This is a genomic window from Kitasatospora sp. NPDC085879 (assembly GCF_040686255.1).
In the GTDB taxonomy this organism is placed as follows: domain Bacteria; phylum Actinomycetota; class Actinomycetes; order Streptomycetales; family Streptomycetaceae; genus Kitasatospora.
In genome coordinates, this window is the sequence record NZ_JBFBJZ010000038.1 from 18,096 (window position 1) to 38,705 (window position 20,610).

Sequence of the window (20,610 nt, forward strand, 5' to 3'; positions counted from 1 at the left end):
CAGAGATGGCGGCGGGGCCGGGCGCGGCCGGTCACGGGGAGCGGGCGGGGCCGGCGGAGGTGCGCGGGCGTACCCGGATGCGCACCCGGCGCGCATTCCGGTTGATCGACCGGCTATGCTGCCGGTGACGGCCCTGAGGGGCCGTCTGCTGCTGCAAGGGCCTTCGCGCCGACGCGGCAGGCCGGATCGGGGGGCGGTAGCTCAGCCGGTTAGAGCAGGGGACTCATAATCCCTTGGTCGTGGGTTCGAGTCCCACCCGCCCTACCTCCGGCCCGACGGCCTTTCAGGCCAGTAGGGCGCCTGAGCAGCCAAAACGTCCAAGCCGGTGACTCCCACTCTAGAGCACGGCGCTGTCCGCGAGCCGCGCACCACGCCGGGATTCACTCGCCCGTGGACGTGGGTGGAGACCGCTGCCGGACGCCCCGCCGTCGGACGCCGGTGCGCGTCTGCTTATGCTCGCGGCTCCGTGGGGCCGGCACTGGGCCGGCCGGTGGGTCGAGGAGCTGGCCGTGGACCGTCGTCGGGTGTGGTGGATCGCCGGAGGTGCCGGTACGGCGCTGGTCGCGGGCGGTCTGACGGTGGCACTGTGGCCCTCGGACGAGCCGGAGCCGCTGCCCGTCCGGGCGCGGCAGTACACCGATGTGCGGGCCTGTCTGCTGACCGGCGCGCAGGGGCTCGCCGCGGCCGAGGTGAAGCCGGTCTGGGCCGGCATGCAGGACGCGTCGGCAGCCAAGCACTCCCAGGTCTCCTGGTTGAAGGCTCCGCGGGCCACCACCGGCCCCGAGGCGGTGCCGTACGCGAACACCCTCGTCCAGCAGAAGTGCTCGATGGTCCTGGCCGCCGAGGACGTGCCCGCGCAGGCGCTGGCGTCCGTGGCCGACGCGAACCCCGGCGTGCGGTTCGTCGTGGTCGGAACGGCGCAGGTCAGGGCGAATCTGACGGTGATTCCGGTGGGCGCGGACGTCCGTGCGGCCGTCGAGAAGGCGGTCGCGGACGTCGACTGAGGGTGCGTCGGAGGAATCTGTTCCGCATCGGTTGTGAGGGAACCGTGCCGACCAAAACGGTCATGTGGAGCACTTGACCATATGTAGACAAAGAAACCTGGAAGATCATTGATCTTCTTTGGGCATCTCCTGTGGACTGCGCACGTTTATCTCGCGCTTACCTGGGGACTCTCATGCCCGCTCGCCGTACCCGGCCCTCCCGCCGAGCTCTCGCCATCCGCCGTCGGGTGCTGCGACTGCTGACGATGCTCACCGTGGCGGCGGTGTTCCTGGTGCCGACGACCGAGCAGGCGATGGCACAGGACATGACCCTGCCGCCGCTGTCGATGCAGCCGCTGCGGAACCTGGCGGCCTGGCTGACCGGCGGCGACCCCGACTGGGGCGACCTGCCGCACCAGCAGGGCGGCACCGCAGCCGGTCGCGGTCACCGCACGTCCGCGGCGCAGACGCACGCGGGCGGCGGTGCCGGTTCGAAGGCGGGCAAGGGCCTCGGCGAGCTGCCCCGGTACGAGCCGTTCGCCCGCAAGGCGGCCGGCGGCGCGAGCGCCGGCACGAAGAAGGGCTTCAACGCCGCGACGAGCCGGCGAATAGCCGCCAAGTCGACCGCCGACACCGACTGGTACGAGAACGCGGACGGCACCGTCAGCCGCAAGGTCTCCGACGGCCCGCTCAACTACCGGGACGCCAAGGGCGTCTGGCAGCCGATCGACACCGGCCTCGCCCAGGGCGGCGGCCGCTGGCGCCAGAAGGCCAACGCGCTCGGCGTCGACTTCGCCGCCCAGTCCGCCGACCGGGCCGTCGCCACGCTCTCCACCGACGCGAACCACAGCGTGTCGTACGGCCTCAAGGGCGCGGCACAGGTGACGGGCACGGCCTCGGGACAGACCGTCAACTACCCGGCCGTCCTGCCCGACACCGACCTCCAGCTGACCTCGGCCGCCACCGGCCTCAAGGAGTCGGTCGTCCTGCGCTCGGCCAAGGCCGGCAACACCTGGGACTTCCCGCTCGACCTCAAGGGCCTCACCCCCTCGCTGAACGCCGACGGCGGCGTCGACCTCAAGGACGCCAAGGGCACGGTCACCGCGACCATCCCGGCGCCCTACGCCTTCGACTCGAAGATCGACCCGGTCTCCGGTGACCGGGCCACCACCCACGCCGTCACCTACCGGCTGGTCACCGACGGGGCCACCCCGGTGCTGCGGATGACCCTGGACGCCCGCTGGCTCAACGACCCGGCCCGCGTCTTCCCGGTCACCGTCGACCCGAGCGTCTCGGTCTGGGACAAGATCCGCTCCACCTACGCCGAGTCCAACTTCCCGACCGGCGACCACTCGAACGAGCAGTTCATCAAGGTCGGCTCCTACGACTCCGGCACCCACTCCGCGAACTCCTTCGTCCAGGAGTGGCGCAAGACCTTCGACAGCTCCGGCGTCTCGCTGATCTCCGCGCACCTGTGGCTCTACGACGTCTGGGCCTCCACCTGCACCCCGGAGACCTTCTACGTCGCCCAGGTCACCCAGGACTGGACGCCCAGCAGCGTCACCAGCTACCCCGGCCCCAACCACGGCGGCGCGATCGGCAGTCTCACCCCGACCGTCAACAACGCCTGCCACAACACCACCGGCAGCCCCACCGGCGGCGACTGGGTCACCGTCTCGCTGGACACCGCGTCGATCCAGAACTGGGCCAACGGCACCACCGCCGACTACGGCCTGGCCGTCTACGCCCCCACCACGGACAACCTGCACTGGAAGCAGTTCGCCTCCATCGCCAACCCCGGCGTCGAGCCGTACGTCGTCTACGACTACACCGGCAACCTCGCGCCGCAGGTCGAAGCGACCTTCCCGCAGAACAACGCCCCCGTCACCACGCTCACCCCCGAACTGCAGGCCTTCGCCGACGACGACGGCGCCGCCTCCTCCCTGCAGTACCAGTTCCAGGTCTACGACCCCGCAGGAACCAAGGTCGCCGACTCCGGGCTCGTCGCCGGCGCCGGCTGGACGGTGCCGGCCGGCAAGCTGAAGTGGGGCCAGACCTACTACTGGGAGGCCCAGGCCTACGACGGCCAGCTGTACTCGGCGGGCTCGCCCTGGTCGGCGTTCACCGCGCAGGTCCCGCAGCCGCTGATCACCTCCACGCTCTCGCAGAACGGCGACGCCCGCGGCTTCGACCCCGCCATCGGCAACTTCACCAAGGAGGTGACCGACGCCGAGGTCAACACCTCCGGTCCCAGCCTCGACGTGGTCCGCGACTACAACTCGCGCGACTTCCGTACCGCCGGCGCCTTCGGCTCCGGATGGTCGAGCATCTTCGACGCCAAGGCCACCGAGCAGCGCGACGCGGCCGGCAACCTCGTCGGCGTCACCGTCACCTACCCGCAGGGCTCCCAGGTCGGCTTCGGCCGCAACTCCGACGGGACCTTCTCCCCGCCGCAGGGCCGCTTCGCCAGCCTGCGCGCCGTCACCGGCGGCTACACCCTCACCGACAAGAACGCCACGGTCTACACCTTCACCCAGGCACTGACCGGCAGCTACGGCATCACCTCCGTCGCGGACGCCGCCGGCCGCGCGGTCACCTTCACCTGGACGGCCGGACACGTCACCACCATGGCGTCCGCGGTCTCCCAGCGCTCCCTCAACCTGACCTGGTCCACCCCGGCCGGCGCCGCCAACGCGCACGTCGCCACCGTCGTCACCGACCCGGTCACCCCCGGCACCCCCGCCTCGGCGCTCACCTGGACCTACACGTACAGCGGTGATCAGCTCAGCAAGGTCTGCTCGCCGACCGACACCGCCACCTGCAGCCAGTACGGCTACACCAGCGGCTCGCAGTTCCAGACCCAGGTCCTCGACGTCGGTGCCTCCTCGCTCTGGCAGTTCAACGAGGCGAGCGGCTCCACCGCGCTCAGCAGCGTCGGCCTGAACGAGGGCTCCGACAACGCCACCTACAGCAACGTCACCCTCGGGCAGGGCGGCCCGCTCGCGGGCAGCACCGCCACCGGCGCCGGATTCAACGGCACCAGCTCCTACGTCGAGCTGCCCGCCGGCCTCGCCGCAGGCGCGACCCAGCTGTCGATGTCCATGTGGTTCAAGACCACGAGCAGCACGGCCGGCGTGCTGTTCTCCTACTCCACGCTGCCGATCAGCGCCGGCTCCAGCCTGGCCCAGTACACCCCGTCGATCTACCTCGACAACCACGGCCGGGTCAACGCCGAGTTCTGGTACTCCGGCCAGGTCCACCCGATCATCAGCAGTCCCGTCAACGACGGTAACTGGCACCAGGTCGTGCTCTCCGGCGCCGGCTCCACCCAGTCGCTCTACCTCGACGGCGCCAAGGTCGGCACCAACACCGGCATGATCTCCTACAGCGGCGGCTACACCAGCTCCCTGCAGGGCCACACCTACATCGGCGCCGGCTTCCTCGGCGGCGTCTGGCCGGACGAGCCGAACTACTCGACCACGTCCAACACCGGCCGGGCCACCTACTTCAACGGCACCATCGCGCAGGCCGCCTTCTACCCGAAGGGCCTCACGGCCGAGCAGGTCGCCTCCGTCTACAACGCCGGCAAGAACCCCGCCCAGCTGCTCACCTCGATGACCCGCCCCTCGGGCAAGCAGTTCGCCCAGGTCGTCTACGACACCAACGCCGCCCGGGTCTCCCAGGTCACCGACGCGAACGGCGGCCAGTGGCAGATCGGCACGCCGGCCATCGCCGGCTCCAGCCAGGTCTACCGCTCCTCCGTCCTGGGCGCGGCGCCCGCCGGGTACTGGCGCCTCGGCGACGGCGTCGGCGCGAGCCAGGCCTGGGACGAGGTGAACTACGGCAAGGCCACGTACGCCAACGTGACCCTCGGCCAGGGCGGCCCGTTCGCGGACACCCCGGCCGCGAAGTTCAACGGCAGCTCCTCGTACGTCCAGCTGCCGAACACCACCGTGGTCGGCACCGGGCCGCAGTCCGTCGAGCTGTGGTTCAACCACCCGGCGGGCAACACCTCCGGCGGCGTCCTCTTCGACTACGCGGGCGCCTCGCTGACCGGCGGCTCTCCCGCCTCCAACTCCTACGTCCCCGCGCTGTACGTGGGCACCGACGGCAAGCTCCGCGGCCGCTTCTGGGGCTTCGGGTACGTGACGACCGGCGGCAACGTCAACGACGGCAAGTGGCACCACGTGGTGCTCTCGGCCTCGAAGACCTCCGAGACGATGTACCTCGACGGCAACGCCGTCGGAACGTCGACCGGCACCTTCACCGCCAGCAACTCCCAGTACGTCTACATCGGCGCCGGTGAGGCCGCCGGCTGGCCGTCCGCCCCGACCAACACCCTCGGATACTTCCCCGGCTCGATCGCCGAGGCCGCCTTCTACCGCACCCAGCTGAGTGGCAACGACGTCGCCGCGCACTGGCAGGCCGGCCAGAACTCCGGCGGCCTCGCCCCGGTCGAGACGGTCAATGTCACCGAGCCCGGCGGCCGGACGCTCGTCCACCAGTACGACCCCAACAACGGCTACCGCACTGTCGCCGAGACCGACGGCGACGGCAACCGCACCAGCTACGGCTACGACAGCGGCGGTTTCCTCTACACCGTCACCGACCCCAACGGGAACGTCACCACCACCGGCCACGACGTCCGCGGCAACACGGTGTCCACCACGAGCTGCCAGAACCAGGCCGCGGGCACGTGCTCCACCCGGTACTACTCCTACTGGCCGGACGCCACCACGGCCGTCCTGACCACTGCCGACCCGCGCAACGACGTCCTGCTGACGGTGCGCGACCCGCGCTCCTCCTCGGCGACCGACAACACCTACCTCACCACCTACGGCTACGACGCGGCCGGCAACCGCACCACCATCACCGGCCCGCCCGTGCCCGGCTTCCCCGGCGGCCGCACCACCACGACCACCTTCAGCGACGGCACCGCCGCCTACCCGGCCGCGGACAGCGGCAACGTGCCCGCCGGCCTGGCGGTCAAGGCGACCTCGCCCGGCGGCGCGACCAACACCATCGCCTACCTCCACAACGGTGACGTCGACTCCACCGTGGACGCCGCCGGCCTGAAGACCACCTACACCTACGACGGCGTCGGCCGACCCCTCTCCAAGACCGTCCTCTCCGACACCTACCCCGCCGGCCTGAGGACCGGCTACACCTACGACGGCCTCGGCCAGGTCGTCCAGGAGACCAGCCCCGCCATCACCGACCAGGTCACCGGCGCGACCCACACCCCCCGGACGACGACCGTCTTCGACACCGACGGCAACGTCACCTCGCAGACCGTCGCCGACACCACCGGCGGCGACGCACCGCGCACCGAGACGACCGCGTACGACCAGTGGAACCACGTCCTGAGCCGCACCGACGCCAACGGCAACGCGGGCTACGGCAACGGGGCCACCACCACCTACACCTACGACAGCAACGGCAACCTGGCGCAGGAGACCGACCCGGCCGGCAACGCCCTCAAGTACACCTACAACAGCGACGGCCAGCTGCTCACCCAGAGCCTGCTCAACTACACCGGCGACCCGCTCAACCCGTCCGCCGGGAGCACCCTCGTCGAGTCCTCGCGGGCCTACGACCCGGCCGGCCGCCTCGCGTCCGTCACCGACTCGATGGGCAACACCACCGCGTACACGTACACCGACGACGGCCTGACGGCGACGGTGGTGCGCAGCGACTCCACCGGCAGCAACCGCTTCACCCTGCAGTCCAACGTCTACGACTCGGCCGGCAATCTCACCCGGCAGACCACGGGCAACGGCGCCACCGTGACCGACTACCAGGTCGACGCCGCCTCACGGAACACCGGCACCACGCTCGACCCCTCCGGGGCCGCCCGCACCACCGCCGTCTCCTACACCCCGGACGACCTGGTCGCGACCACGCACGAGTACGACGCGTCCGGCTACGACCGCACCACCACCTCGGGCTACGACAACGCCGGCCGCCTCACCAGCAGCACCCTGCACGGCGACGCCTCCGGTCACCCCAACGGCTGGTGGAAGCTCGACCAGACCTCCGGCACGACCGTCACCGACAACTCCGGCACCGGCAACACCGCCGCCGCCAGCGGCGTCACCTGGGCCACCGACGGCAACGGCGTGACCAGCGCCAAGTTCACCTCCACCGCCGGGCAGCAGATCGCCACCAACGGGCCGGTCCTCAACACCACCGGCTCCTACACGGTCTCCGCCTGGGTCAACCTCTCCTCGCTGCCCACCGGAAACGCGGCGGTCGTCGCCCAGTCCGGCACCAAGAACAGCGAGTTCGTGCTCGGCTACCACCCGACCGGCACCGGCACCGCCGTGTGGACGCTGTGGAACGTCAGCACCGACGCCGCCGGCCCCGCCTTCATGTACGCCTCGTCCACCGCCGCGCCGGTCGCCAACACCTGGACCCACCTGGTCGGCGTCTACGACCCGTCCGGCGGCAGCATGAAGCTGTACGTCAACGGCGCCCTCGCGGGCAGCACCACCAACTCCGCCCCCTGGCAGGCCGCCGGCCAGCTCACCATCGGCCGCGACCTGTGGCAGGGCAACCCCACCGACCTGCTCCCCGGCCAGGTGTCGAACGTTCAGGTCTACCAGCGCGCGGTGTCCGCCGGCGAGGCGCAGACCCTGTACACCAACGGCCGCACCGGCGGCACCGTCGGCTCCAACACGACGCAGACCACCAAGTACGCGTACGACAAGCGCGGCCTGCTCACGATGAAGATCGACGCCAACGGCGAGCATACCGACTTCGACTACGACGAGGCCGGCAACCGCGTCATGGTGTCGCTGCCCACCACCATGGTGGAGCGCACGGGCGGCACCCCCGTCCAGGCCTCACCGACCTCGTTCACCGGATACGACACCTTCGGCGAGGTCGTCGAGGAGCTCGACGCCAACGGCCAGCAGACCCGCTACACCTACGACGCCAACGGCGAGCAGACTTCGACCAAGGCGCCCTCCTACACCCCGCCGGGTGCGAGTACGCCGATCACGCCGGTCAGCACCCAGGCCTACGACAACCTCGGCAACGTCACCACCCGCACCCGGCCGGACGGCAAGTCCACGAGCTACCTCTACGACCAGCTCGGCCAGCTCGCCCAGGAGACCGCCCCCGACGGGTCCACGACCCGCTACTCCTACGACACCAACGGCGACACCCTCTCCGTCACCGACGCGAGCGGCGCCGTTCACCAGGCCACCTACGACTGGCTCGGCCGGCAGGTCACCTCCACCACCCTGGAGCGGTACCCGACCACCCAGACCATCACCGCCACCTCCTCGTACGCCGCCACCACCGGCAACCCCTTCGGCGCCCACCTGGCGTCGCAGACCAGCGCGGAGGGCCGCACCACCAGCTACGGCTACAACGGCGCCGGCGAGGTCACCTCGACGACCGACCCGGTCGGCAACATCACCCGCTACACCTACGACTTCACGGGCCAGCGGCAGAAGACCACGGCCCCGGACGGCACCTGGAGCACCGTCGACCACCGGGCGGACGGCCTGCCCGTCTCCGCCAGGTCCTACGACGCCGCCTCGGTGCTGCTCGCGCAGAGCTCGCGGACGTACGACGGGGTCGGCAACCTGCTGTCGACCACCGACGCCCGCGGCTCCACCTCGACGTTCACCTACGACACCACCGGCATGCTGACGAGCGAGAGCCAGCCCGTCACCGCCGGCACCTCGATCACCACCACCTTCGGCTACGACGCCCTCGGCCACCGCACCCGCTTCACCGACGGCCGCGGCAACGCCTGGAAGTACACCTTCAACAGCTGGGGCATGCCGGAGAGCGTCATCGCCCCCAACACCGCGACCTACACCGCCGCGGCGGACAGCACCACCACCTACGTCTACGACCAGCTCGGCCGCACCAGCCAGGTCAACCTCCCCGGCGGGGTCACCCAGACCATGGGGTACGACCTGCTCGGCCGGCTGACCTCGCAGTCCGGCGCGGGCTCGGAGGCGGCCACCGCCACCCGCAACTTCACCTACGACGCGGTCGGCCAGGTCAAGACCGCGGCCACCACCGAGGTCGGCACCGTCGGACAGGCCGGCTACCAGGCCGCCACCAGCGAGTCCTTCGGCTACGACGACCGCGGTGACCTCCTCACCGCCACCGGGTCCGCCGGCAGCAGCTCCTTCGCCTACGGCAAGGACGGCCTGATGTCCTCGCGGACGGACGCCGCGGGCACCACCGGCTACACCTACGACAACGCCGGCCGCCTGGCCACCCTCAGCGACCCGGCCACCGGCAACACCCTCACCTACACCTACAACGCGCTCTCCCAGCCCGCGACCGTCAACTACGGCGCCAGCGGCCAGGACCGCACCTTCACCTACAACTCCCGCCACCAGCTCACCGGCGACACCCTCAAGAAGGGCGCCACCACCCTCGCCTCCGTGGGCTACGGCTACGACGCCGACGGCAACCTCACCAGCAAGAACACCACCGGTGTCGCCGGCGCCTCCAACAACACCTACACCTACGACCTCGCCAACCGCCTCACCTCCTGGAACAACGGCACCGCCACCACGGCGTACTCCTACGACGCCTCCGGCAACCGCATCCAGGTCGGCTCCAACGTCTACACCTACGACGAGCGCGACCAGCTGACCTCCGACGGCCAGCACACCTACCGCTACTCGGCCCGCGGCACCATGACCGAGGACCGCACCGGCGGCACCCCGTCGGTCTACGCCTCCGACGCGTTCAACCAGCAGATCACCACCGGCCAGCAGAACTACGGGCTCGACGCCTTCGGCCGCATGATCACCTCCGGCACCCAGGCCACCGGCAACCGCACCCTGCAGTACAGCGGTGCCGAGAACCTGGTCGCCTCGGACGGGACCAACACCTACACCTGGGACCCGACCGGCTCCATCGTCGGCATCAACACGCCCGGCGGAGCCGCCTCCACCGGCCGCCTCGCCCTGACCGACCAGCACGACGACGTCATCGGCGAGTTCGGCGCGGGCTCCACCGCGCTCACCGGCTCGCGCAGCTACGACCCGCTCGGCAACACGACCGCCGCCACCGGCTTCGTCGGCCAGCTCGGATTCCAGTCCGGCTGGACGGAGGCCTCCACCGGCAAGGTCAACATGGGCTCACGCTGGTACAACCCGGGCAGCGGCCAGTTCCTCAACAAGGACACCGTCGCCCTGGACCCGGCGCCGACCTCGGTCTCCGCCAACCCCTTCGCCTACGTCAACGACAACCCGCTCGCCGGAACCGACCCCGACGGCCACTGCTCCTGGTACGACGTCGTCTGCGGCGCCAAGAAGGCCATCTCCACGGTCTCCAACGCCGTCTCCTCCGCCTGGAACACCGCCAGCTCCTACGTCAGCTCGGCCTACGAGTGGGCCGAGGACCGCATGTCGCGGGCGTACCACTACGTCGCCCAGCAGGTCACCGCGGTCGTCCAGACCGTCAAGCGGGCCGTCACCACCGTCGTGCACAGGGTCGTGGACTACGGACGCCGGGTCGTCAAGGCCGCGAAACGCGTCTACCACCACACGGTGACGACCGTCCGCAACACCGTGAAGGCGGCCGTCCACAAGGTCACCACCGCCTACCACGCCGTCGCCAAGAAGGTCACCAACAGCGCGGTCTACAAGGCCACCAAGACGGTCGCCAAGGCCGCCGTCGCCACCGTCAACAAGGCCGCGACCGCCTCGGCCAACTACGTCAAGCAGCACGCCGCGGCGATCACCTCGTTCGTCGTCTCCACCGCCGTCTTCGCCGGCTGCGAGGCCTTCACCGCCGGTGTCGGCACCATCGGCTGCGCGGCCATGGCCGGCGCGGCCGGGGCGCTCGTCGAGCAGGGCTTCAAGTGCGCCCAGACCGGCGGCCAGGCCTGTTCCCTCGGAGCCTTCGGCGGCGCCGCCCTCGAAGGCGGCATCGCCGGCGCGATCGGCGGAGGCCTCGGCGTCCTCGGCGGCAAGCTCCTCAGCAACCTCGCCCCCAAGGCCATGAGCGCCATCGGCGGCCTCTTCGGCAAGGCGGCCACCGAGACCGCCGAAACCGTCGCCGCCGACGCGACCCAGGCGGCGGGCCGCAAGGTCGCCGGCGAGGAGGCCGCCTCCGCGGTCGACAACGTCGCGGCCAAGGCGGAATCGCGGGCGGGCCGCGAGGCACAGTCCAAGCCCGGGTGCCACAGCTTCACGGGCGACACCCCGGTCGTCATGGGCGACGGCGCCAGCAAGCCCATCGACCAGGTCAAGATCGGCGACACGGTCACCAACTCGGTGCCGGGACAGCAGGGCACCCAGACCCACACCGTCACCGATGTCATCGTCACCACCACCGACCACGACTTCGTCGACCTCACAGTGACCCCGACGGGCGCCGACAAGGCAGGCGCCTCAACCGAGGCCCCCGCCAAGAAGAGCGGCGTCATCCGTAAGACCATGCTGGGCCTCGCAGCAGGCGTCGCAGCCCTCTCCTTCTGGGCCGGCACCGGCGACCAGCAGGCCCAGGCCGCCGAGAACCCCTCGGTAACGGCAACCACCACGGCCACGGTCCAGTCGTCCGACGACCACACCCTGACCACCACCTACCACCACCCCTTCTACGACGAGACCCAGCAGGCCTTCGTCGAGGCCAAGGACCTCAACCCCGGCGACGTCCTCCAGACGCCCACCGGCACCGCCCAGGTCACCGGTCTCCGGCTCTACCACGCCGACGAGACCACGTACGACCTCACCATCGGCGACCTCCACACCTACTATGTGGAAGCTGGCAGCACACCCGTACTCGTCCACAACTGCTCCCCGGACGAACGGGCACATGCCAGAGCATCGGAGAATGCCGCGCGCTCCAGCAGGCCGGGCAATTCGACCTCTGAGGAAGGTGCTACCGGTGGGTACCTCTGGATTAAGGGGCATGGAGAATTTGACCTGTCGTCCGATAGGCTCCATCCGTTGATCAGAGCCAACATGCGCGATATTCCTGCTTCGGCGAGCCCCGCCCCCGGTAAGTTTTTCGGCTCGCATGTTGAGGTTCAGGCCGCCACTATCATGAGGATTTTGGCGAGAAAATCGGGAGCCGAGAGTGAGGGTTTGGTTGGTCGGCTGATGGTTTCAAAGCCTGGCGGACCGTGCGGTTTCTGCAGTTCTGAAGTTGCGGAAATGCTGCCGGCAAACTCATCGCTAGCGGTTCGGTCTCAGCTCCGCCAGGTTTTCAGCGAGGTTCTCTTCTGAGGTTTTGCCAAGGCGTGGCACTCCGGTGCCACGCCTTGGCTGCGTACCTGCAGGCCGCCATGGCATAATTGTCAGGGTGACCGATGACGATTTGAATCCATCAGCGATCCTTGATCTCACCGAGTGGGCTGGTCTCGAAAATGCTGATGGCCCGGCCTTCCCTGATACTCCGGCCAAGCTCCGTGATTTGGTGTCGCGTGACCCTTCGGCAGTAGCGAGTTCGCTCGAGCACCTTTACAACTCCCTTCTCAACGATGGAGTAGTGTATTCTGCGACCGTGCCGGCGTTCAGGTATGTTGCCGCGCTTCTGGGTGACCGGCCGAGTCGAGCCGCGCTTGCTCCTTCGTGGGAAGCGGAAAGATTTCCGCTTCGAGGCAAGCTTCTGACGTGGCTGGCCAACGTGGCATTTGACGTCAGCATTGGCCAGGAGCAGCGCATTCGCGAGTGGGGAAAGTACTCGCCGTCCGAGCCGTTCCCCGATTTCATCGGTATTAGGAATATTTACCCAGAAGCTTTTCCGAGCGTTTCCTCCTACTTTGACGACCCTGATGTGAGAGTGGTGGAGGCGGCTCTTGTTGCCGCCGTCCGATTTTCGGAGTCCCCGGCATTGGCGGCGCATCGTGGAAAGCTTGCTCCCTTGGTGGGGAATATTCTGGCGCAAAGCTCCAATGATTGGCACAGAAGGTTGGCTTCCGAGGCGCTGACTGCATGGGAGCAAGGGCGGGTGCCGAGTGAAACTCATACTGATCCGTCTCCCTCCGGGGAACATTGGGCGGGGCATAATTCGCAGGAACCTCGGAGCTCATTTGACGAGCCGCCTTTCTAGTGCGGCGGTCTGTTCTCCGCGGGATGGCTACACTTTGCTGGCGGCGGGCGCGGAGCCCGGGTCGGCCCGCCCCTCGCACTGGCGTGGTGATCGTGGCGTCATTCGGTCCGTCTCTCCCGAACAGCTTGGGTTTGCTTGCTATCTGGCGAATTTGAATTCAACGACATGAGGGTCTCGCCGGACCTGTCCGGCGGGGCCCCTCATGTCGTCTTGGAGTGGCTTGACGGCAACGCTGACGGCAACGTCAGCGGACGGGTTCCGCACGTGGCGGGTCGTCCAGGCGGTTCGGGGTACCAGGTGAGATGGCGAATCATCTTTTCGGAGGTATCGGCTGACGATCAGGGGTCTTGAGGTACAGTTTCGGCTCGAGCACACCCAAACTCCCGCTCTGCTCGTCAGCCCGGACGACGTGGGAGGCGTCCGACCAGTCGCCGCCGGGTGCCCGGAACCAGGTGGGCGTGCGGCCGGTGGCGTTGCCCAGCAGGTCGGAGGTGCGGAGCAGCTCGTCCCGGACGGTGGCGTCGGGGATGCCGCGCAGGTCGGGGTGGCTCCAGGTGTGGTTGGCGATGTGGTGGCCGCGGCCGGCGATAGAATGGCGTGCGCGTGTATTGGCGTGACCAAGGAGTTGGCGCGATGACACGTCATCTTTCGGAGGTATTGAATGACGACCAGCGGACTCCGGGTGCAATTTGAGTCCGAGCGCGGTAGAGCTCACTATGTTATCGGCAGCGCGGATGAAGTGGATTCATTCATCGATTCCCTGCTGAATGGGAAGCATGAGCAGAACTGTGCCGTCGTCTATTCTCTTGACCGCCCCTCGCTGGCATCTGGATACCCGGATCATGAGCTGGCGATCGGACTCGACAGGGTCACCCAGATGGGCGCTCTGACCTTCGCTGAAGATGAAAATTTCGCCTCGAAGGGCTCGGTTGATCGCGGCATAGTCGAATACATGCTGCTCGGTCACGTGAGGGAGTTCATGCCCGGCTCGGAAATCCCTGTCGAACGTGTCCGTCAGGCAGTGAAGGAATTTCTCGGCAACGGTGGCAAGATTCCGACGTGCATCGAATGGCAAGAGGAAGAGTTCTGAGTGCCGGAGAGAAGAAGTGCCCGTGGTCATGACTCGTGACAGCTGATTTCGGCACACCCTCAGGGGTCCCACCAGCCACGGTGGGGCCCCTGGCCTTTGTCGCTGGAGACGCATTGACCGCCCCGGCCGCCACCCTTGCTCTGCTCGGCGCCAACCACCAGCCCGCCCCCGCGGCCGACCAGGTCGTCTGCAGTACTGAGTGCCCCCGGCTCCCGCAGTGGCGTCGGCGATCATGTCGCAGGGCATTGGACTGAGTTTCCAGATGATTCGGAGATTCCGGTCGCTCTCGTTCGAGAGGGCTGACGACAGCTGAACGGTAAGTCGTCATGGCCTCACCGGATCCGTTCCGGTGAGGCCATTGCGTTCCTGGCCTGTGCGCTTCACTCGGCGCGACGTCCGGATCGTGACCGGGAGCTCGGGAGTGATTTTCTGCACCGGCATGGTCCCGCGCGGCGGCAGCCGCGCTATTTGGGGGCGGTGAAGCGGTAGCCCTCGTCGAGGGCGGGGAGGTAGGTGCGGAGGGTGGCGATCGTTTGGGAGCGGTCGCCGCCGCCGTCGTGGTTGAGGACGATCGAGCCGGGGCTGATGGTCTGCAGGACGCGCTGGGTGATCAGGGAGGTGCCGGGGCGGGTCCAGTCCTGGGGGTCGACGGACCAGCCCATGGGGCGCATGCCGAGTTCGGCGCAGATCCGCAGGGAGGCGTCCGACCAGTCGCCGCCCGGTGCCCGGAACCAGGTGGGGGTGCGGCCGGTGGTGGTCCCGAGCAGGTCGGAGGTGCGGAGCAGCTCGTCGCGGACGGTGGCGTCGGGGATGCCGCGCAGGTCGGGGTGGCTCCAGGTGTGGTTGGCGATGTGGTGGCCGCGGGCGGCGATCTCGCGGACGACCCGCTTCAGGATGTCGATGTCGTGATCAACCACACCGATGGTCCCTGCCCCGAGAAACTCGGTCGGCAACACGTCCTGAACACGGTCTTGTCTGGCGGTAAGAAGGGCATGCGCGTGTATTGGCGTAACGCCGAAAAGGCAATGGAATGTAAGGCATTCGGAGTGGCAATATGTTGAACAGGATCGAGGCATTCTTCAGGGCTGATCGTGACGAGAAGCCCCTCCTGATCGACTCGCCGGAGGGGGTGGACGCCCTGATCGACGAGCTCCTGAACGGTCACCCGTTCTGCAATATGGCTCAACTGAGATCCTTGGACCAGCCGCTCCATCCGGGAGGATTTCCGGAGCGTGCGCTCCTTGCCGGGGTCGACAGGAACGCTCGCGTAGGTATCGTGGCCTTCAGCGGCGAGGAGGGCAGTTTTGTCCCGGCCGGTGCGGCCGGGAAGGACTGCGTGACATACATGATTGCCACTTACCCGAGAGAGTTCCTGGATTCTCCGGAGATTTCGATCGACCTTGTTCGTCAAGCCGTGAAGGAATTCCTGCTCTCCGGTGGCCTTCGACCGACCTGCATCGAGTGGCAGGAAGAGCCGTTCTAGCGTGCGACGGGGTCGTGCCTATTTCGGGGCGGTGAAGCGGTAGCCCTCGTCGAGGAGGACGGGGAGGTAGGTGCGGAGGGCGGCGATCGTCTGGGAGCGGTCGCCGCCGCCGTCGTGGTTGAGGACGATCGAGCCGGGGCCGATGGTCTGCAGGACGCGCTGGGTGATCAGGGAGGTGCCGGGGCGGGCCCAGTCCTGGGGGTCGACGGACCAGCCCATGGGGCGCATGCCGAGTTCGGCGCAGATCCGCAGGGAGGCGTCCGACCAGTCGCCGCCCGGTGCCCGGAACCAGGTGGGGGTGCGGCCGGTGGTGTTCCCGAGCAGGTCGGAGGTACGGAGCAGCTCGTCGCGGACCTTGGCGTCGGGGATGCCGCGCAGGTCGGGGTGGCTCCAGGTGTGGTTGGCGATGTGGTGGCCGCGGGCGGCGATCTCGCGGACGAGCGCGGGCTGCCGGGCGGCGTTCTCGCCGATCAGGAAGAAGGTGGCGCGCAGCCGGTACTGCTCCAGGATCGACAGGACGATCGGGGTGTGCGCCGGGTCCGGACCGTCGTCGAGGGTGAGCGCCACCAGTCGGTCGTCGGCGGCGAGCGAGAACAGCGGGTTGGTCTTCGCGCGGGGCTGCGCGGGCAGCGGTCCGGAGGCGGACGGGGTGGGCTCCGGGCTCGACGCGGTGGAAGCGGCCGGCCCGGAGGGCAGGATGCCGGCCGGGGCCGCCCCGTCGCCGCCGTCGTGGCTGGGAAGCTGGCACCCGGCCGCGGAGAGCAGGCCTATCCCGGCGACGCTCAGCAACAGTCGACGGGAGATGAACTGATGATGTGACAGCATGACGGATGCATGCCCGGAGCCGCCCGGATGGCGCTACAGATCCCCGCAGCTACACTCCAACGGCCCAGCGCGGACCCCGGCCGGCCCGGCGGACCGTGAGCGCGACACTCCGACGCACGCTGCCCGGACGTCCCGACTGACAGCCCGTCGGCCCTGTCACGGCCACGACCTGCGGTGGCGGGCTGACGGCGTGTGAATGACGGTGAGGAAGGCGCGTCCGCGATCCCCTGCGCCGGCACCGAGGCCGGCTGTCGCACGGAGGCGCCGGAAGGAAACCGAGCACCATGCTGCCCAAGCGCATCCTCCTCGCCGGCGCGGCCGCCTCCGCCGCTCTGGCCATCGCCATCCCGGCCGCCTACGCAGACCCGCCCATCGGATCCGGGAGCGACGACCAGAGGGTGTGGCAGGAGCAGGCCCCCGTCGAGAAGGCGCCCTCCGGCAAGATGGCCGAGGAGAAGTCCGCCACCCAGGACCACACGGCCGACGCGAAGTCGGAGAGCAAGTCGGACGGCAAGTCCGAGAGCTCCTCCGGTGGCAAGTACGACGGCAAGGAGAGCAAGGACTCCGAAAAGGAGACCAAGGCCGACGGCTCCTGGGCGGACAAGGCCCCGCACGGCGGCGTCCACACCGGCGGCGGCGGGATCGCCGTCTCCGGCGGCGGCCTGGCCACCGGCGCCGCGCTGCTCGCGGGCGGCCTGGGCGTCGGCACCGTTGCCCTGCGCCGCCGCCGCGGCAACGAGGCCTGACCCCGGCCCGGCAGCACCACCCGCGCAGCGCCGTCCCGCCCCGGGGACCGCGCCGCCCACCGGCCGCGTCCGGCCGTGTCCGCCCCGGAAGCCGGGCGCGGCCGGGCGCGTCGCTCCGCAGCACCGCGCAGTACCCATGGGAGGCGGCCGTCATGGGCCAGCAGACATCCGGCACCGAGGAACGGCCCGCGGGCGACTCCGGACGCAGCGCGCTGCGCTGGGCGATGAGCCTCGCCGCCGTCGGGGTCTTCGTCATGTACCAGTCCGTGGAGACCACCCCCGCCGCCCCCCGCTCGGCCGACAACAGCCCCGCCGCCGTCGCCAGCGCCACGCCGACGCCCGCCGCGCTGCCCACCCGGACGGCTCCGGCCACCCACACGATGGCCCGCTCCAAGCCGGTCAAGCTGCGGATCCCGCAGCTCTTCGTCGAGGCGCCGTTCACCGAACTCGGCCTCACCCCGACCGGGGGCCTCGCCGCCCCGCCGGCCGACGACCGCAACCTCGTCGGCTGGTACAAGGACGGCCCCACCCCCGGCGAACGCGGCCCCGCGGTGGTCGCCGGCCACGTCGACACCACCAAGGGCCCGGCGGTCTTCCTCATGCTGTACGTGCTGCGCCCCGGCAACCCCGTGGAGATCACCCGCGCGGACGGCTCGGTCGCCGTCTTCACCGTCGACTCGGTGCAGACCTTCGCCAAGAACGCCTTCCCCGACAAGCTGGTCTACGGCGACACCCCGGACGCCCAGCTGCGGCTGATCACCTGCGCCGGCGAGTACAACCGCGCCACCCACGACTACAGCGACAACGTGGTGGTCTTCGCGCACCTCAGCGCCACCCGGCAGGCCTGAGCGGGCCCCCTATCCTGGCGGGATGCCGCCCCCCGCCGTCCTGCCCGCCGCCCTGCCGACCCCGCTCACCCCGGTCGACGACCCGGTGCTGGCGCGGGCCGGGGTCGAGCTCCGGCTGAAGCGCGACGACCTGCTGCACCCGACGGTGCCGGGCAACAAGTGGCGCAAGCTCACCCCCAATCTGGAACACGCGCTCGCCGAGGGGCACACCCGGCTGGTCACCTTCGGCGGCGCGTACTCCACCCATCTGCGGGCCACCGCCGCCGCGGCCCGGGCGCTCGGGCTGGCCTCGGTGGGCGTCGTGCGCGGCGAGGAGCTCGCCGGCCGGCCGCGCAACCCGTCGCTGGCGGCGGCCGAGGCCGACGGGATGGAGCTGGAGTTCGTCACCCGCGGCGACTACCGGCAGCTGGTCCGCGACCTGGGCCGGCCGCTGGTGGAGCGGTGGGGGCGCTGCCTGGTCCTGCCGGAGGGCGGGTCCAACGCGCTCGCCGTGCACGGCACCGCGGCGCTGCCTACCGAGCTCGGCGACCTGGGGGAGCACGACGTGGTCTGCTGCGCGGTGGGCACCGGCGGCACGCTGGCGGGCATCGCGGCGGGCCTGCCGCCCGGGGCGCGGGCCCTCGGGGTGGCGGTGCTGCGCGGCGAGGGCTACCTGGAGGACGAGGTGACCGCCCTGCACCGAGCCGCGTACGGGCGGGTCTTCGCCAACTGGCGGATCGACCACGGCCACCACGGCGGGGGGTATGGAAAGGTGCCCGCCGAGCTGGAGGCGTTCGCGGCCGGCTTCGAGCAGCGGCACGGCATCGCGCTGGAGCGCCGGTACGTGGCCAAGACGCTGCGGGCGGTCCACGGGCTGGCCGGGACGGAGGCGCTGCCGCCGGGCAGCCGGGTGACGCTGGTGGTCACCGGGGTCCCGGACGGCCGGTAGGACGGCCGTCCGGGACCCCGGGTGTCAGCCGTAGCTGAGGTCGGAGCAGAGGTCGGTGTCGGCGGGGCGGGTGTTCGCGGAGATGCCGGTGGGGATGCCGCTCGGCAGGGTCACCGGGCCGGAGGTGTCGCCGGAGGCGTGGTCCTGGCCGAGTGTCAGGACGAGGCCGTCGGCATCGGCGTCGGGGCGGACGGTGGCGCCGGGGTAGAGGGCGGCCAGCTGTTCGGCGGCGGCCTGGTGGCCGGGGGAGTAGCCGACCACGGTGGTGTTCCGGCCCTTGGTGTTGGGGCCGACCACGACCTCGCGGTAGCCGTGCGCCCTGAGCGCGGTCGCGGCGCGGCCCGCGGTGCCGGTGGCACCGGAGGCGTTGTGCACGGTGACCGGGACGGCGGTGGCGTCCGGTTCGGCCGCGCGGGTCTGCCCCGGGGTGGCGGAGGGCGAGCCGGTGGCGGAGGGCGTCGGTGCGGCGGGCGCGGAGGGCGTGGCGGTGGTGGCCGGGGCGGTGCTCCGGCCGTCCAGGGTGCGGTCCTGGCGGAGCAGTTCCCAGAGGGTGTCGACGTCGGGGTGGACGAGCGCGACCCGGGCGCCGGAGTACTCCCAGGGCACGGTGACGAAGGAGATGTCGGCCAGCTTGATGTTCTGCAGCGACTGGGCGAAGGTGGCGAGCTTCATGGCGCTGCCGAGCTCCTCGTCCACGGTGAGCGACCTGGTCGCGGCGTCGGCGAGCGGCAGCAGGGTGGTGAGGTCGAAGCCCTGGCCCTGGACCTTCTTGATGAGCGAGGAGAGGAAGGCCTGCTGGCGCTTCATCCGGCCGATGTCGGAGCCGTCGCCGAAGCCGTGCCGGGCCCGGACGTAGTCGAGGGCCTGCTGGCCGCTGAGCGTCCGGCGGCCCTTGGTGAGGTGTATGCCGTAGGAGTCGACGTCGTTGGGCACACAGACGTCGACACCGTGCACCGCGTCGGTCATCGCGGCGAAGCCCTTGAAGTCGACCACGATCGTGTGGTCGATCCGCAGACCGGTGAGTGCCTCCACGGTGTTCTGGGTGCAGGCCGGGTTGCCCTGCGGGTACAGGCCGACGGTGAAGGCCGAGTTGAACATCTGGTTGGTGCGCTCGGCCGTCCAGGAGCCGTTCGGCAGCTTGCACGGCGGGACGGTGACCAGGGTGTCGCGAGGGATGGAGACGCCCACCGCGTGCTTGTGGTCGGCGTGGACGTGAAGCAGGATCGCGGTGTCCGAGTGGCCGACGCCCTCGTCACCGCCGCCGAGCGCGCCGTTGCCGTCGGCGCGGGTGTCGGAGCCGAGCAGCAGGATGTTGACCGGGCGGCCGCCGCCCGTGGTGGTGGGGCCGGCCGGTGGGCGGCTGGTGGCGATGCCGTCCGCGGAGAAGGTGCTGATGTTCTGGTTCAGGCGGTGGTAGAACCAGGCGCCCGCGCCGGCGGTCGCCAGCACCAGAACGGCGGCGGTGGCGCCGGCGATCCGCGCCAGGCGGCGGCCGGTCGTGCGCGCGGACGCGCCGGACCCGCTCTTCTCGGTCATCACACAGTTGCTCTCTGTACGGCCGTGCCCGGCCCGATGTGCCCAATGGCCGGCACTCCTGTGTGCCCCCACCTCTGAGACGGCCTGGCGGGCCGTTCGGTTACACGCGGACCCGACCGGATACGGATTTTC

Annotated in this window: 12 protein-coding genes and 1 tRNA gene; 9 read left to right on the forward strand and 4 right to left on the reverse strand. The window is 69.9% G+C overall.

Features of this window, described 5'->3' with window-relative positions:
- Positions 1–190 precede the first annotated feature (190 nt).
- The 4 genes from AB0P35_RS26265 to AB0P35_RS26280 all read left to right on the forward strand — a co-directional run bounded on the left by AB0P35_RS26265 (position 191) and on the right by AB0P35_RS26280 (position 13,022).
- Positions 191–264: transfer RNA gene (locus AB0P35_RS26265), tRNA-Ile, on the forward strand.
- A gap of 245 nt (positions 265–509) precedes the next feature.
- The gene (locus AB0P35_RS26270; protein ID WP_363515102.1) at positions 510–1,004 is read left to right on the forward strand and encodes a hypothetical protein; all 495 of its coding nucleotides are present in this window, start codon (positions 510–512) and stop codon (positions 1,002–1,004) included.
- Positions 1,005–1,177: 173 nt separating this feature from the next.
- Positions 1,178–12,196: a LamG-like jellyroll fold domain-containing protein gene (locus AB0P35_RS26275; protein ID WP_363515105.1), complete on the forward strand. Its 11,019-nt coding sequence runs from the start codon at positions 1,178–1,180 to the stop codon at positions 12,194–12,196.
- Positions 12,197–12,272: 76 nt separating this feature from the next.
- Positions 12,273–13,022, forward strand: coding sequence for a hypothetical protein (locus AB0P35_RS26280; protein WP_363515108.1), 750 nt, complete (start codon positions 12,273–12,275; stop codon positions 13,020–13,022).
- Between the two features lie 310 nt (positions 13,023–13,332).
- Here AB0P35_RS26280 and AB0P35_RS26285 read toward each other — a convergent pair whose 3' ends face one another.
- A complete protein-coding gene (locus AB0P35_RS26285) occupies positions 13,333–13,662 on the reverse strand; it encodes a polysaccharide deacetylase family protein (RefSeq protein WP_363515111.1) in 330 nt (109 codons plus the stop codon).
- Between the two features lie 21 nt (positions 13,663–13,683).
- On the opposite strand from AB0P35_RS26285, the gene AB0P35_RS26290 reads away from it, so the two are divergent.
- The gene (locus tag AB0P35_RS26290) at positions 13,684–14,112 is read left to right on the forward strand and encodes an Imm1 family immunity protein (protein WP_363515114.1); all 429 of its coding nucleotides are present in this window, start codon (positions 13,684–13,686) and stop codon (positions 14,110–14,112) included.
- 464 nt (positions 14,113–14,576) lie between these two features.
- Here AB0P35_RS26290 and AB0P35_RS26295 read toward each other — a convergent pair whose 3' ends face one another.
- Positions 14,577–15,029 (reverse strand): polysaccharide deacetylase family protein, encoded by a 453-nt coding sequence (locus AB0P35_RS26295; protein ID WP_363515117.1) that lies wholly within the window; start codon positions 15,027–15,029, stop codon positions 14,577–14,579.
- A 137-nt stretch (positions 15,030–15,166) separates the two neighbouring features.
- Here AB0P35_RS26295 and AB0P35_RS26300 point away from each other — a divergent pair, with 137 nt between their 5' ends.
- Positions 15,167–15,595 carry an Imm1 family immunity protein gene (locus AB0P35_RS26300; RefSeq protein WP_363515120.1) on the forward strand — a complete coding sequence of 143 codons (429 nt, stop codon included), beginning with the start codon at positions 15,167–15,169 and terminating at the stop codon, positions 15,593–15,595.
- Between the two features lie 18 nt (positions 15,596–15,613).
- On the opposite strand, the gene AB0P35_RS26305 is transcribed toward AB0P35_RS26300, so the two are convergent.
- Positions 15,614–16,420 carry a polysaccharide deacetylase family protein gene (locus AB0P35_RS26305; protein WP_363515123.1) on the reverse strand — a complete coding sequence of 269 codons (807 nt, stop codon included), beginning with the start codon at positions 16,418–16,420 and terminating at the stop codon, positions 15,614–15,616.
- A gap of 284 nt (positions 16,421–16,704) precedes the next feature.
- On the opposite strand from AB0P35_RS26305, the gene AB0P35_RS26310 reads away from it, so the two are divergent.
- The 3 genes from AB0P35_RS26310 (at position 16,705) to AB0P35_RS26320 (ending at position 18,942) form a co-directional block, all read left to right on the forward strand.
- The gene (locus AB0P35_RS26310; RefSeq protein WP_363515126.1) at positions 16,705–17,166 is read left to right on the forward strand and encodes a hypothetical protein; all 462 of its coding nucleotides are present in this window, start codon (positions 16,705–16,707) and stop codon (positions 17,164–17,166) included.
- A gap of 152 nt (positions 17,167–17,318) precedes the next feature.
- Positions 17,319–18,014 carry a class F sortase gene (locus tag AB0P35_RS26315; protein WP_363515129.1) on the forward strand — a complete coding sequence of 232 codons (696 nt, stop codon included), beginning with the start codon at positions 17,319–17,321 and terminating at the stop codon, positions 18,012–18,014.
- Positions 18,015–18,036: 22 nt separating this feature from the next.
- On the forward strand, positions 18,037–18,942 hold the full coding sequence (locus AB0P35_RS26320) for a pyridoxal-phosphate dependent enzyme (protein WP_363515132.1): 906 nt from the start codon (positions 18,037–18,039) through the stop codon (positions 18,940–18,942).
- Between the two features lie 24 nt (positions 18,943–18,966).
- Here AB0P35_RS26320 and AB0P35_RS26325 read toward each other — a convergent pair whose 3' ends face one another.
- A complete protein-coding gene (locus AB0P35_RS26325; RefSeq protein WP_363515135.1) occupies positions 18,967–20,478 on the reverse strand; it encodes an LCP family protein in 1,512 nt (503 codons plus the stop codon).
- Between the last annotated feature and the right edge of the window lie 132 nt (positions 20,479–20,610).